We start from the raw sequence: 14,250 nt of genomic DNA on the forward strand, positions 1-14,250 counted from the left end.
AGGGACCATCCGTGTTCAAAAGAAATCCGCGCTCATACCTGCGTATCATTGCGGAATTCTTCTATCCACGGGGCGGATGGTATCGGGCGTCGCAATACGTGATACACCGCATTCGGCGCCTGCCCGACCCGGCGCACAGAATTTCGCGCGGGATTGCAGCCGGTATCTTTGCCTCGTTCACGCCGTTTTTCGGACTGCATTTTCTGACGGCCGCGATCCTGTCGTGGATCATACGCGGCAATGTGCTGGCGTCATTGCTGGCGACTTTTGTCGGCAATCCGTTGACCTTCCCGTTGATCGCCGAACTTTCCGTCAATCTGGGAAATGCAATTCTGGGCCAGTCCACAAATGTACATCTGCCCGAGATCGCGGCACAATTTGCGGCGGCCACGTCTGACTTCTGGATGAATATGAAAGCGCCGTTTACCGATCACGTTGTTGATTGGTCGCGCTTGTCGGCGTTTTTTCATCGCGTGTTCCTGCCCTATCTGGTCGGCAGCATCATACCGGGCATCGTGGCTGGCGCCATCGGTTATGCAGTGTCAAACCCCGTGATCCACGCCTATCAGCGCCGTCGCATAAAAAAGCTGAAGGAGCGGAATGAAAAACGTCTGAAAGCCGCACGAGACAAGGCTGGCGAAGCCCGGGAAAAACCGTAAGACTTGGCGCGGTAGACGATTGTATCGAACGGAGGTGCGCGACATGGCCAACCAGATCAAAAAGCTGCGCCTGGGTGTGAATATTGACCACGTCGCAACGGTGCGAAACGCGCGAGGTTCGGCCTATCCTGACCCGGTGCGCGCCGCGCTTCTGGCCGAACAGGCCGGGGCTGATGGTATCACCGCGCATCTGCGCGAAGATCGGCGGCATATTCTGGACGGCGATATTGATCGCTTGATGGAAAAGCTGTCCGTGCCACTGAATTTCGAATGTGCCGCGACTGACGAGATGCTGGACATCGCGTTGCGGCACAAACCCCATGCAGTCTGCCTTGTGCCTGAAAAGCGCGAAGAGTTGACAACAGAAGGCGGGCTTGAGGTCGCGCGGCAGGACACCCGGCTTGCCGAATACATTGCGCCGCTGCGGGATGCCGGGTGCCGCGTGTCACTGTTCATCGCGGCTGACCCGGTGCAGATCGAAGCCTCGGCGCGGGTGGGGGCAGCGGTGGTTGAGTTGCACACAGGTGCCTATTGCGACCTGCATGCCGAAGGTCGGCTTGATGAACGCGATGCCGAGCTTGCGCGACTGCGAAAAGGGGCCGCGCTGGCCCATTCGCTGGGGCTTGAGGTGCACGCGGGGCACGGTCTGACCTATGAAACTGTGAAACCCATCGCTTCGATGCCCGAAGTGGTCGAGCTGAACATCGGGCATTTCCTGATTGGCGAAGCAATATTCCGTGGTCTTCCGGATGCGATGGCCGAGATGCGCGGTCTGATGGATGAGGCGCGCGGATGACGCTGCCGCCGCACCCACATCGGAGGTCCGAATGATCCTTGGCATCGGCACCGATCTTGCGAATATCGACCGAATTGCCGGGACGCTTGAACGGTTCGGTGATCGGTTCCGCAATCGCGTATTCACCAAAGTCGAGCTTGCCAAAGCCGCCCGCCGCCGCGACGAGGCCGGAACATTGGCCAAACGCTGGGCGGCGAAGGAAGCCTGCTCAAAAGCCTTGGGCACCGGGCTTGCGATGGGGATAAGCTGGCGCGACATGGCGGTCAGCAACCTGCGCACGGGCCAACCTGTGATGGCGGTCACTGGCTGGGCCGCCGACCGACTTTCCGAGATGACACCAGAGGGGCACGAGGCGATCATTCACGTCACGCTGACAGATGATCACCCTTGGGCGCAGGCCTTTGTGGTGATCGAAGCGCGACCGGTTGAAAAGCGGCAAGCATAGCGCGGCGACGCCCCTCAAAACTTGACACTTCCTCCGCATCCGCTCATATCGCCACTCATCCCCAATGGGCTGGCATAGATCGGTCCGATGAAAGAGGCAGACGTGAACATGGCTGAAAAGAAACAAGACGGCATCTGGGAAACGATCAAGACGATCTTCTGGGCGCTGATCATCGCTGGTGTGTTCCGCACATTGTTCTTCCAACCCTTCTGGATTCCCACCGGGTCCATGAAAGACACGCTTCTGATTGGAGACTTTCTGTTCGTGAACAAGATGGCCTATGGCTATTCGCGTTATTCCTGCCCGTTCTCGTCCTGCCCTATCTCGGGTCGGTTGCTGGGGTCCGAGCCCGAGCGTGGCGATGTCGTTGTGTTCCGCCACCCGTCGCTTGGCACCGATTACGTGAAACGCCTGATCGGGCTGCCGGGTGACAAGATACAGGTTACGAATGGCATTCTGTTCATAAACGGGGAAGAAGCGAAACAAGTGCCCGACGGCACGTTCGAGGAAATCAAACAAGCGCAGGGACGCTTTGCGACCTTCCCGCAATGTGCCAACAGCCCGGTCGGGCAGGGCGGCACCTGTATCAAGGAAAAAGCCATCGAAACGCTGCCCAACGGCGTCACCCATTCCGTCTTGAATGTGCGCAACACGCGTCTGGACAACACGAATGTGTTCACGGTGCCGGATGGCGAGTATTTCTTCATGGGTGACAACCGCGACAACTCGACCGACAGCCGCGTCAGCCCCAATGCGGGCGGCGTGGGCTTCGTGCCTGCTGAATACTTGTTGGGCCGCGCGGATCGCGTCATGTTTTCGGCGGCGGGCAAGCGGCTGTTCTATTTCTGGACGTGGCGTTATGATCGGTTCTTCAAGGCGATCGAGTGAAGCTGTCAAGTGATCTTCAAGCCTTTCAAGGCCGTATCGGGTATGAGTTCAAAGACCTCGAGCTGCTGATCCGCGCGCTGACACACGGGTCGTTTTCATCGGCCACACGACCCGACAACCAGCGGCTGGAATTTCTGGGCGACCGGGTGCTTGGTCTTGTGATGTCCGAAAAATTGCTGCGCGACGATCCTGACGCGCCCGAAGGCACTTTGGCCCCGCGCTACAACGCGCTGGTGCGCAAGGAAACCTGCGCGGATGTGGCGCGGCAAGTCGATATCGGCGCGGTGCTGAAACTGGGCCGGTCAGAGATGAAGACCGGCGGGCGGCGCAAGCAAGCCCTGTTGGGTGACGCGATGGAGGCCGTGATTGCAGCGGTTTACATGGATGGTGGGTTGGATCAGGCCCGCGAAATGATCCTGACGCTGTGGGGCGACCGGATCGACAAGGTCGAAGATGACGCACGTGACCCCAAGACCGCGTTGCAGGAATGGGCGCAAGCGCGCAAGATGCCCCCACCGGCATATATAGAAACCGCGCGCGAAGGGCCGGACCATGCGCCGGTGTTTACGATTAAGGCTGAACTGTCGAACGGACGTTCTGCCGATGCCACGGCAAATTCAAAACGCGCCGCCGAGCAGGCGGCCGCCCGCACGCTGCTGAAGCAGTTGGAGAGCAAGAAATGACAAGCCAACCGCAACGTGCCGGTTTCGTCGCCCTGATCGGGGAACCCAATGCCGGGAAGTCGACACTGACGAACCAGATGGTCGGAGCCAAGGTCTCGATCGTGACGCACAAGGTGCAGACGACGCGCGCGCGCATCCGTGGCGTGGCCATCGAGGGCGACACCCAGATCGTGTTTGTGGACACGCCGGGCCTGTTCCAACCGCGCCGTCGGCTTGACCGGGCCATGGTCGCCGCCGCATGGGGCGGGGCCGCGGATGCGGATATCACCGTTCTGCTGGTTGAAGCCCATCGCGGCGTGACCGAAGGTGTGAAGCGCATTCTTGAGGGGCTGGAAGAGATGGGCAACGGCCGCACCGTCGCGCTGGCCATCAACAAGATCGACAAGGTGAAGGCCGAGGTGCTGTTGGCCTTGGCGAAGGATCTGAACGATCGCTATGATTTTGCTGAAACCTTCATGATCTCGGCCGAAAAAGGTCACGGGGTGCCAGCCTTGCGCACGTGGTTGGCAGAACATCTGCCGGAAGGGCCGTGGTTGTATCCCGAGGATCAGATTGCCGATCTGCCCATGCGCATGATCGCCGCAGAAATGACGCGCGAGAAGCTGACCCTTCGACTTCATCAGGAACTGCCCTACCAGCTGACGGTCGAAACCGAGAATTGGGAAGAACGCAAAGATGGCTCGGCCCGTGTGGACCAGATCATCTATGTCGCCCGCGACGGTCACAAAGGCATTATTTTGGGCAAGAAAGGCGAGACGATCAAAGCGGTCAGCCAATCCGCCCGTGCGGAGTTGGAAGAATTCATGGGCCGCAAGATCCACCTGTTTTTGCAAGTGAAAGTGCGCCCGAACTGGCTGGATGAAAAAGAGCGCTATTCGGAAATGGGGCTTGATTTCAAGGACGGCAACGTTTGACTCGGCTGACCGCGGATCTGTGGGTTGCGGCCTATCTGACGCGGTTGCGCCTGTCTGACATTCCCGCGTTCATCACCCGCAAAGGGGACGCGACAGCCGGGGCAGTTCTGGTGAAGATGAACACGCTGGACGGGCGGGCGGTGGCCTATCAACGCAGTTTCGATTTGATGACCGGTGATCGGTGCTGGGTCGCCCTGACTGGCGGCGACGAGGCCGATGTTGACGCAGCACTGGAGCGCCAAAAGAGCTTCGACCCTGATCTTTGGGTGATCGAGGTTGAAGATCGGGCGGGCCGCCATCTGCTGGATGAACCGGGCCTGTCGGATTGACCCCCATTGCCAAGCACGCGACGAAGGCTAGTCTGACCGCAGGAGGGTGACAGGCATGGATTGGCGGGACCAAGGCGCGCTTTTGTCCGTGCGCAAGCATGGCGAAACCTCGGTGATTATTGATGTGTTCACCGAAAAGCACGGGCGCCATGCGGGCGTGGTGCGTGGCGGCACCAGTCGGAAAATCGCCCCGATCCTGCAACCCGGCGCGCAGTTGGATGTCGCGTGGCGGGCGCGGCTGGAAGAACATATCGGCAGCTATACGGTTGAACCCTTGCGCAGTCGCGCGACGGTGTTATCGGACCGCACTGCGCTGGCTGGACTGAACGCGATCACGTCGCTGCTGACGTTTTCCCTGCCCGAGCGCGAGCCTCACCCGCAGCTTTATCGGCGGACGCAAGCGATGCTGGACCTGCTGGGAGCGAACGAGGCATGGCCGACTGCTTATCTGAAATGGGAACTGTCGTTGCTGGATGATCTCGGTTTCGGGCTGGACCTGTCATCCTGTGCCGTGACCGGGGCGATGGATGATCTGACCTATGTGTCCCCCAAAACCGGGCGGGCCGTGTCGGCTGAGGCGGCGGGCGAATGGGCTGACCGTCTGCTGCCCTTGCCACCCGAACTATTGGGTGCGGGCAGCGGCGCACGTGAAAATATTCTCGCCGGGCTTCAGACCACCGGCTTTTTTCTTGGTCAATGGCTGGCGCATGCCTTGGGCAACAATCCGTTGCCCGAACCACGCGCAAGGCTGATTGATCGCCTCAAACGCGAGGTGCGTGACGATTGACCAAGGCCTGTCAGCGTTGCGACAGGAAAACCATCTGACCACCGGTTTCGTTTGACATGATCAGCATATCGCCCTGCACCTCAATCTGACGCATCTCGGTCAGAGCAGTGAAATACTGGCTTTCGTGGTCTAGAGCGTCGCAAGCTCGGCGAGTCGCGGCGATTGGGCCGATCTCGAACCAAGGATAAGGCGCTTTCTGCTCGCTTGAATAACTGTTGCAGGGGGCTTCGCCGACGATCTGACCGGGTTTCGGGAAGGTGATCGTCGCATTGGAGTCGAAGGGCTTTCGATCAATCTCAAGCAGCGTCCATACGGTTTCACGGTCGGCATAGCCGGAAATCGTTTCATCCGTGCACCCGGACAGAGCGAGGGACGCGAGCGCGGCGGGGATGAGCAAAGTCGGTTTCATGCTGTCAACTTACGCCGCAAGGGTCATATTGCCAACGTGATCAAGCGTCACGAAGGGCAAGAATTGCGGCCATCAGCGTGGACATGGCGTTCTTGTTGCCCGTCGCGTCTGTGGCGGACAGAGCATCCATACCCACAAATGAGCTGTAGATAATCCGCGCAAAATCGGGGTTTGTCAGGTCCAGTTCGCGCAGGATGTCTTCCAGCAATGCCATCCGCTTTTGATCGACACGATGCACCGCTTCCGAGGCCAAAGGATTACCATACGCCCACGCACGGACTGCTGTTTCGGCCAGATCACCATCGGCTTTCAGCCCTGGCGAAGCCGCCATGTCGCCGAGTTGATACAGCCGTTTGACCGGATCGTTGTCGTCGGACAGTTTACGCGTAATCGCGTCAATGGCGTGGTCTTCCCACGTAGCAAGAAGTCTTTTATGGAAATCTGGAACGTCCTGGAAATGCCAGTAAAAAGACCCCTTTGTCGTTCCTAACGCGCGGGCCAAGGGTTCAGCTTTCAGCGCCTGCGGCCCGTTGGAGGTCAAGGCGGCCAGGCCCGCCCTGATCCAGTCGTCTGCATTTAGGCGTGGTTTGTTGGCGGGCATGAAACTGCTCCAATATGGTGCATACGGTTACGTAGGGATATCCGAGTCGCGAAGCAAACATACGCCAGCGTATTGTAGTGTGCAACCGGGTATAATACCGCGCAGGCCACCGTGTTTGGTCGGCTCGGGCCGCAAACCGCAGTGTGCTAGCCCAACAAGCGGCGTGCAATCACCTGTGCCTGAATTTCGGCGGCACCTTCGAAAATGTTCAGGATTCTTGCGTCACACAAAACGCGGCTGATTTGATACTCAAGCGCGAAACCGTTGCCGCCGTGAATTTGCAGCGCGTTGTCAGCGCAAGCCCACGCCACACGCGCACCCAGCAGTTTGGCCATACCAGCTTCAAGGTCGCAACGTTGGTCGTGATCCTTTTCCCACGCCGAGAAATAGGTAAGCTGCCGGGCCACCATGATTTCGACCGCCATCATCGCCAGCTTATTAGCAACGCGTGGGAAGTTGATCAGGGATTTGCCAAACTGCTTGCGGTCCTCGGCATATTGCATGCCGATTTCCAGCGCGTTCTGGGCCACGCCGATGGCGCGGGCGGCGGTTTGGATGCGGGCGGCCTCGAAGGTTTTCATCAGTTGCTTGAAGCCCTGGCCTTCCTCGCCTCCGAGCAGATTTTCGCCCTTTACCTTGAACCCGTCGAAACCGAGTTCAAATTCCTTCATCCCGCGATAGCCAAGCACTTCGATCTCGCCGCCCGTCATGCCTTCGGTCGGGAAGGGGTTTGCATCGTCGCCGGGCTGTTTTTCGGCAAGGAACATCGACAGGCCACGGTGATCGGTGCTGTTCGGATCGGTGCGCGCCAGAAGCGTCATCACATGGGTTCGTGCGGCGTGGGTGATCCAAGTCTTGTTGCCGGTCACTTCATAATCGCCATCTGCGTTCTTCACAGCGCGGGTGCGCAGAGAGCCAAGGTCGGACCCCGTGTTGGGTTCTGTAAAAACCGCCGTCGGCAGGATTTCGGCGGACGAGATCTTGGGCAGCCAGTGTTCCTTCTGCGCATCCGTGCCACCGGCAAGGATCAGTTCTGCGGCAATTTCAGAGCGGGTGCCCAAAGAACCGACGCCGATATAGCCGCGGCTGAGTTCTTCAGACACCACCACCATGGAGGCCTTGGACAGCCCCATTCCGCCAAATTCCTCTGGAATGGTCAGGCCAAAGACGCCCATCTCCGCCAATTCTTCAAGGATATCCATCGGAATGTAGTCATCTTTCAGGTGCCATTCATGCGCGTTCGGAACGACCCTGTCATCGGCATAGCGACGGAAGGTTTCGCGGATCATCTCAAGCTCTTCGTCCAGCCCGGTGGCCCCGAAAGTGGCGTGGCCGGCATTGTCGCGCATCAGGGCAACCAGCCGCGTGCGGGCGGCCTGGCTGTTGCCTTGGGCGACAAGCGTGTCAATCGCATCAGTGTTCAACGCAGAGCCGTCTATCCCCATATCGGACAAGCGCGCCATTTCATTCTGACTCATCATGATCCCGCCCTTTATCTGGGCAAGATACTCCCCGAAGGCGATTTGCAGGATCAGCTTCTCCATCTCGCCGAGCCTTCCATCGTCCTTCAGACGACCTGCCCAGGCGTTCATCTGGCGCAGACTTTCGGTATAGGTGGCAAGCCACGACAGGGCATGGGCAGCGGCTTGATGATCTTCCAGCATTTGGCCCGAGACACGATCACCTTCCGTCACCATGTCGCGCACCGATGCCTTTGCGGCGTCAAATACGGTTTCGACCGGTGCCAGTGCGTCGGCGGTAAGGGTCAAAAGGTCGTCGATCAGAGCGCCTGTCATCGCTGTCTCCTGTCACAATCTGAGCCGGGATTCGGCCGCGTATTTCGCATTTGCAGAGAAATAATCTTTTTGCAGGTGCAGCGCAATAAAAATACGTCAGATATGGTAAAAACGAACAAAAGTGACGCAGTAATTTATCTGCTGCACCACCGTTCGGGCTTCGATAGAAGGAAGGGAACGCGCATATCGTTACGGAAACACATTGGGACTATTGACCGAAATACCGCAGTTGACTCTGCTTCTGGCCGCATTTGTCGCCGTGTTTGCCGGGTTCGTAAAGGGGGCTGTCGGATTTGGAATGCCCCTTATCATGATCTCGGGTCTGGCCACTATGCTTCCGGCTGAGCAGGCCTTGGCGGCATTGATCGTGCCGACGGTCGTGACAAATGGATACCAAGCCTTTCGGCAAGGTCTGATGGCTGCATGGCAGGCCGTTGCCAAATTTCGCGTCTTTCTGATCGCCCTTTTGATCTGCTTGACGCTCAGCGCCCAGCTTGTGACCGTGTTGTCCCAATCAGCGCTGTTCATCTTGATCGGCGTACCGGTCGTGGCATTTTGCTTGATGCAACTCAGCGGGTGGAAACCGACGCTCCGCCCGAAGGATCGCAAGCGGGATGAAAGCCTGATCGGTGCCTTCGCCGGCTTGTCGGGCGGATTATCGGGCGTCTGGGGGCCTCCAACCATCGCATATCTGACGGCGATCGATACGCCAAAGGCAGAACAGATGCGGGTGCAGGGGGTGATCTATGGCGCCGGTGCCGTTGCCCTTTTTGTCGCCCATCTGAAATCCGGGGTTCTGAATGCGCAGACCTTGCCGATGTCGATCTCGATGCTGTTTCCGGCGCTGATCGGGATGGCGCTGGGTGGCGTGCTGCACGACCGGATGCCGCAGGCGACGTTCAAGCGGGTAACACTGATCGTGTTGACGGTGGCGGGGTTGAACCTGATCCGCAGGGGGGTGTGGGGCTAGGCTGAACGTAAAACGCGCCCCGAAGATCGAGGCGCGTTTGAAAGCGTGTCGAAGAGCCGCTTAGCCGATCGCGACGGCTTTCACATCGTCGTCGATATCGCCTTCATACTGAACGAAGTTCTTGGCAAACATATCGACCAGTTTCTGGGACTGCGCGTCATAGGCAGCGGCGTCCTGCCACGTGCGGCGCGGGTTCAGCAGAAGGTCTGGCACTCCTTCAACGGTTACGGGCACTTCAAATCCGAAATTGTCGTCCTTGCGGAACTCCGAATTGGCAAGCGATCCGTCCAGGGCCGCAGTCAACAATGCACGCGTGGCGCGGATTGGCATACGCGAGCCGGTGCCATATGCGCCCCCGGTCCAGCCGGTGTTAACCAGCCAGCAGGTTGCGCCATGCTTGGCAATCTTGTCGCGCAGCAACGCGCCATATTCTGCCGGGCGGCGCGGCATGAAGGGTGCGCCGAAACAGGTCGAGAATGTGGGTTCCGGCTCGGTCACACCCTTCTCGGTCCCGGCCACTTTCGATGTGAAGCCTGACAAGAAATGATACATCGCCTGCGCCGGGGTCAGCCGCGCGATGGGAGGCAGCACGCCAAACGCATCACAGGTCAACATGATGATATTCTTGGGATGTCCGCCCACCGCGGTTTTCGACGCATTCGCGATATAGTGCAGCGGATAGGCGCAGCGCATGTTCGCGGTCAGGCTATCATCCTCAAAATCCAGCTCCTTCGTTTCCTCGTCATACACCATGTTCTCGATCACGGTCGCGAACTTGGTGGTGGTCGCATAGATCTCCGGTTCTGCTTCGGGCGACAGGTTGATGGTCTTTGCGTAGCAGCCACCTTCGAAGTTGAAGGTGCCGGTGTCCGACCAGCCGTGTTCGTCATCGCCAATCAATGTGCGTTCGGGGTCCGCCGACAAAGTGGTCTTGCCGGTGCCCGACAATCCGAAGAAAATTGCGGTGTCGACGGGATTTCCAGTGGCGTGGTTGGCCGAGCAATGCATCGGCATGACACCTTTTCCCGGAAGGATATAATTGAGAAGCGTAAAGACAGACTTCTTGTTTTCGCCCGCATATTCGGTGCCGCCGATCAGGATGATCTTGCGGTCGAAGTTCAGCGCGATGACGGTTTCCGACCGGCAGCCGTGTCGTTTGGCGTCGGCTTTGAACGACGGGCAGTTTATGATGGTGAACTCGGGTTCGAACTCGTCCAGTTCTTCGCGGTCGGGGCGGCGCAGCATGTGGCGAATGAACAGGCTGTGCCATGCCATTTCGGTCACGAGGCGTACATCCAGCCGGTACGCGGGGTCAGCACCACCGAACAAGTCCTGAACATAGTAGTCCTTGCCCTTCATGTGATCCAGCATGTCATCATACAGAACGTCGAACTTGGCGGGATCCATCGGCGGGTTGTTTTCCCACCAGATATGCGGCTCGACGCTGGGGGTTTTGACGACAAACTTGTCCAAGGGCGAACGGCCCGTGTGTTTGCCGGTCGTGACCAGGAACGCGCCGCCCTGCCCCAAGCATCCTTCGCCACGCTCCAGCGCGGCTTCGATCAGAGCAGGTTCCATCAAGTTGTAATAGACATTGCCCAGCCCCTTGATGCCTTGATCTTCCAAGCGGCGTTCTGGGTTCACCCGTCCAGTGGTCATATTTTACTCCTGTCGCCGGTCCGTCTGTCCCCGGCGTATTTAGGGTTCACATGAAACCGCGTGGCACCCACCACGCGCGCCAACCCTCATGTGAACGAGAGCCGGTAATCGCGCTATAGCATGGTGCCTTTCAAATGGAACAGGTCGCTTTAGCGCAGTTAGCGCAACCAAGCACCTGTTTGCGCAATCATGTTGCGCGCAGGGTGGTTGCAATGTGCGGTAAATTCGCCAGCATTCTGATCAATTCATGCGGCAGACCTGCGCCTGGCGCCACGATTCGCAGTTACATATTGATTCGCATGACCGAAAACAGGACAATGGCGCAAAACAAAATAAACATGAGCAGTGTAAGGAGACCCCTATGTCGAGAATCGCTTTGGTGGACGATGACAGGAACATCCTGACTTCCGTCGCGATCACGCTTGAGGCCGAGGGCTTCGAAGTCGAAACCTACAATGATGGCCAAAGCGCGCTTGATGCGTTTATGCAGCGACTGCCCGATATGGCCGTTCTGGACATCAAGATGCCGCGGATGGATGGAATGGATCTGTTGCAGCGTTTGCGGCAAAAAACAAAGACCATGCCGGTGATCTTCCTGACCTCCAAAGATGACGAGATTGACGAGGTGCTTGGCCTCAGGATGGGCGCGGACGATTACGTGACCAAACCTTTCAGCCAGCGACTTCTGGTGGAACGTATTCGTGCCTTGTTGCGGCGGCAGGAGGTGATTGCCAAAGACGACGCGGGCGACGTGGAAGAAAGTAAATCGCTTATTCGTGGCGATCTGACGATGGACCCGCTGCGTCATGCTGTGTCATGGAAAGGCAAGGACGTATCCTTGACCGTGACCGAGTTCCTGTTGCTTCAAGCCTTGGCCCAGCGCCCCGGCTTTGTCAAAAGTCGTGATCAACTGATGGATGTGGCCTATGACGACCAAGTCTATGTCGATGATCGCACCATCGATAGCCACATCAAAAGGCTGCGCAAGAAAATGCGGACCGCCGACGACGATTTTTCGGCAATCGAAACGCTGTATGGCATCGGTTATCGGTATAACGAGGAATAACGCCGCGTGCGTTGGACAAGATGGTGACAAAGGTGAAGGACACCAAAGCCACAACCCGAAGCGATCTTGTTCTGGGTGAGGACTGGGTCTCGCCGAGTGGCGAGATGGACTATGAACTGCGCAATAAGCGGGCGCAGCGCGGGCTGATCTCGATCAACCGGTCGCCTTTGGCGCGCAAGATCATCACGTTCAATCTGCTTGGTCTTGTTGTCTTGGTTGCGGGGGTTCTGTATCTGAATCCCTTTCGTGACAGCCTTCTGATTCAACGCGAACGGGGCTTGGTGGTCGAGGCTGAACTGATCGCGGACGTGTTCGAAGCGCAGCTTGTGCAGGCCAGTGAAAATCAGGCAGTCACAGCACCCGAGCAGCCGAACTTACCTGCGCCTGAAGGGGAGGTGATGGCTGAGGTGGTGGTGCCCGCCGCACCCGACTTCGCTGAAACGCTGTCCGATTTGCAGCTTCCGGTGGGTCTGGAAGTTTTCGTTTTCGACGCGAACGAGGCTTTGTTGGCGCGATCTGTTGGTGTGCCACCGGCGGAACCGACACCGGTTGACGATCTGGGGCGTGAGATCGGGTCAACCATCATCACCGATCTGCTGAACGCTGTGTGGGAAGGTGTGTCCGGCATTGTCGCAAAGGGCGATGGTCAGTCCCTGCCGCTGGACACCGAAGTGATGGCACGGACGCTCTATCCCGGTGCCATGAACGGCGCGACGCGGGTTTCGAACGGTGTCGATGAAAATGGCGGCACGGTGTTCTCGGTCGCGACGCCCATCCTGCAAAACGGGGTTCCGGCCGGTGTGGTCGCGATCACCAGTGCAACCGGAGAGCTGGATTTGCTTGTCCGCGCCGAGCGTGAGCAGTTGTTGCAAATGTTTGTCATCGCGATCCTTGTATCAATCGGTCTGAGCCTTGTTCTGGCCTCGACCATAGCAAACCCGTTGTCTGACCTTGCTGCTGCGGCAGAACTTGGGCGCGACAAGGATTCCAACAGTGTTCGAACTGGCCGGGTTCGCATCCCTGATCTGACCGCGCGGCCCGATGAAATCGGTCGTTTGTCCGGCGCGCTTCGGGGGATGGTGGCCGCTCTTTACGACAGGATCGATTCCAACGAACAGTTCGCGGCGGACGTGGCGCACGAGATCAAGAACCCTCTGGCCAGTCTGCGGTCGGCCATCGGCACGTTGCGGCTGGCCAAAAAAGACGAACATCGCGGAAAACTGCTGGACGTGATTGACCACGATGTGCGCCGGCTGGACCGTTTGGTCAGCGACATTTCGAACGCATCTCGGCTGGACAGCGAGTTGGTGAAGGAAGAAGAGGAAGAGTTCAACCTTCTGAAAATGCTGCGCAACCTGACCGAGTATCTGGGCAATGAAGGCAGCGACAAAGGTGTTGAGTTCATCACCGACCTGCCGCCGGACCCGATCTTTATCCGAGGGTTGGAAGCCCGGTTGGCGCAGGTGTTTGTGAACCTGATCACCAATGCGCTGAGCTTCTGTGACGAAGGTGACGCGATCCGCGTTTGGGTTCGCAGACGAGAAAACCGTGTGCTGGTGGTGATTGAAGACACCGGTCCAGGCATCCCCGAACAGGCGTTGAGCAAGATTTTCAAACGGTTCTATTCGGAACGCCCTGAAAGCCAGTTTGGCAACAATTCGGGCTTGGGGTTGGCGATCTCGAAGCAGATTGTCGAAGCCCATGGCGGTGTGATCTGGGCGGAAAATATTCGCCCTACAGACGCCGATCTCACGTCTGACCCGTTGGGGGCGCGTTTCGTGGTTGGCCTTCCGGTGTGACCGAGAATGACCCGATGCAGCCGCTTGGCTTTCATGCAACGACGATTGCCGTTGGCGATGCGGCCGCGATGATCGTTGGGCCGTCAGGCTCGGGAAAGTCTTCGCTTGCGTTGCAGTTGATCGGGCTGGGGGCAAAGCTGGTCTCGGATGATTACAGCCGCGTCAAAGTCAGGGAAGATGGGCCGATCGTTCTGGCCCCTGACCGCCTGCAAGGGGTGATCGAAGCGCGTGGCGTCGGGCTTGTCAATGTTCCATGGAAGGCGTCGGCACGTTTGCAACTGGTCGTTGATCTATCCAGGGACGAACTGGCGCGCCATCCGGCTTCACGACACCTCACAAACATTGGCGGATATGATATCGACCTTGTTTTGCGGGTTGACGCGCCTTACTTCGCATGTGCGCTATACCACCTGCTGAAATCCGGCAGGTATGACGAAACAAGCTAGGCG

The 14,250-nt window shown here is 58.3% G+C and carries 16 protein-coding genes; 12 read left to right on the forward strand and 4 right to left on the reverse strand.

Features of this window, described 5'->3' with window-relative positions:
• The first annotated feature begins 11 nt into the window (after positions 1-11).
• The 8 genes from AC13C8_RS13710 (at position 12) to recO (ending at position 5,501) form a co-directional block, all read left to right on the forward strand.
• Positions 12-659: a DUF2062 domain-containing protein gene (locus tag AC13C8_RS13710; protein ID WP_482847834.1), complete on the forward strand. Its 648-nt coding sequence runs from the start codon at positions 12-14 to the stop codon at positions 657-659.
• A gap of 43 nt (positions 660-702) precedes the next feature.
• Positions 703-1,455 carry a pyridoxine 5'-phosphate synthase gene (locus AC13C8_RS13715; protein ID WP_482847835.1) on the forward strand — a complete coding sequence of 251 codons (753 nt, stop codon included), beginning with the start codon at positions 703-705 and terminating at the stop codon, positions 1,453-1,455.
• 31 nt (positions 1,456-1,486) lie between these two features.
• A complete protein-coding gene (gene acpS, locus AC13C8_RS13720) occupies positions 1,487-1,900 on the forward strand; it encodes a holo-ACP synthase (protein ID WP_482847836.1) in 414 nt (137 codons plus the stop codon).
• Between the two features lie 87 nt (positions 1,901-1,987).
• The gene (gene lepB, locus AC13C8_RS13725; protein ID WP_407638992.1) at positions 1,988-2,788 is read left to right on the forward strand and encodes a signal peptidase I; all 801 of its coding nucleotides are present in this window, start codon (positions 1,988-1,990) and stop codon (positions 2,786-2,788) included.
• Positions 2,785-3,471, forward strand: coding sequence for a ribonuclease III (gene rnc / locus AC13C8_RS13730; protein WP_091428059.1), 687 nt, complete (start codon positions 2,785-2,787; stop codon positions 3,469-3,471). The genes lepB and rnc overlap by 4 nt, the downstream gene beginning before the upstream one ends.
• Positions 3,468-4,385, forward strand: a complete 918-nt coding sequence (gene era / locus AC13C8_RS13735; protein ID WP_482847839.1) for a GTPase Era — start codon at positions 3,468-3,470, stop codon at positions 4,383-4,385. The genes rnc and era overlap by 4 nt, the downstream gene beginning before the upstream one ends.
• On the forward strand, positions 4,382-4,714 hold the full coding sequence (locus AC13C8_RS13740; protein ID WP_091428062.1) for a DUF1491 family protein: 333 nt from the start codon (positions 4,382-4,384) through the stop codon (positions 4,712-4,714). Before era ends, AC13C8_RS13740 begins: the two co-directional genes overlap by 4 nt.
• Positions 4,715-4,769: 55 nt before the next feature.
• On the forward strand, positions 4,770-5,501 hold the full coding sequence (gene recO, locus AC13C8_RS13745; RefSeq protein WP_091428064.1) for a DNA repair protein RecO: 732 nt from the start codon (positions 4,770-4,772) through the stop codon (positions 5,499-5,501).
• Between the two features lie 10 nt (positions 5,502-5,511).
• On the opposite strand, the gene AC13C8_RS13750 is transcribed toward recO, so the two are convergent.
• The 3 genes from AC13C8_RS13750 to AC13C8_RS13760 form a co-directional block, all read right to left on the reverse strand.
• A complete protein-coding gene (locus AC13C8_RS13750; RefSeq protein WP_482847841.1) occupies positions 5,512-5,910 on the reverse strand; it encodes an META domain-containing protein in 399 nt (132 codons plus the stop codon).
• 40 nt (positions 5,911-5,950) lie between these two features.
• Positions 5,951-6,511: a TetR/AcrR family transcriptional regulator gene (locus AC13C8_RS13755; RefSeq protein WP_482847843.1), complete on the reverse strand. Its 561-nt coding sequence runs from the start codon at positions 6,509-6,511 to the stop codon at positions 5,951-5,953.
• Between the two features lie 146 nt (positions 6,512-6,657).
• A complete protein-coding gene (locus AC13C8_RS13760) occupies positions 6,658-8,307 on the reverse strand; it encodes an acyl-CoA dehydrogenase family protein (protein ID WP_482847844.1) in 1,650 nt (549 codons plus the stop codon).
• 229 nt (positions 8,308-8,536) lie between these two features.
• On the opposite strand from AC13C8_RS13760, the gene AC13C8_RS13765 reads away from it, so the two are divergent.
• A complete protein-coding gene (locus AC13C8_RS13765) occupies positions 8,537-9,277 on the forward strand; it encodes a sulfite exporter TauE/SafE family protein (RefSeq protein WP_482847845.1) in 741 nt (246 codons plus the stop codon).
• 60 nt (positions 9,278-9,337) lie between these two features.
• Here the strand turns inward: AC13C8_RS13765 and AC13C8_RS13770 are convergent, their stop codons facing one another.
• Positions 9,338-10,936 (reverse strand): phosphoenolpyruvate carboxykinase, encoded by a 1,599-nt coding sequence (locus AC13C8_RS13770; protein WP_091428072.1) that lies wholly within the window; start codon positions 10,934-10,936, stop codon positions 9,338-9,340.
• A 361-nt stretch (positions 10,937-11,297) separates the two neighbouring features.
• Between AC13C8_RS13770 and AC13C8_RS13775 the strand changes: the two genes are divergently transcribed.
• From AC13C8_RS13775 to AC13C8_RS13785, 3 genes are read left to right on the forward strand one after another with little or no spacing between them, the layout of a single operon-like run.
• A complete protein-coding gene (locus tag AC13C8_RS13775; RefSeq protein WP_091431951.1) occupies positions 11,298-12,002 on the forward strand; it encodes a response regulator transcription factor in 705 nt (234 codons plus the stop codon).
• 20 nt (positions 12,003-12,022) lie between these two features.
• Positions 12,023-13,801, forward strand: a complete 1,779-nt coding sequence (locus AC13C8_RS13780; protein WP_091431953.1) for a sensor histidine kinase — start codon at positions 12,023-12,025, stop codon at positions 13,799-13,801.
• On the forward strand, positions 13,798-14,247 hold the full coding sequence (locus AC13C8_RS13785; protein ID WP_482847848.1) for an HPr kinase/phosphorylase: 450 nt from the start codon (positions 13,798-13,800) through the stop codon (positions 14,245-14,247). Before AC13C8_RS13780 ends, AC13C8_RS13785 begins: the two co-directional genes overlap by 4 nt.
• Positions 14,248-14,250 lie beyond the last annotated feature (3 nt).

Source organism: Aliiroseovarius sp. B-4 (assembly GCF_056857795.1).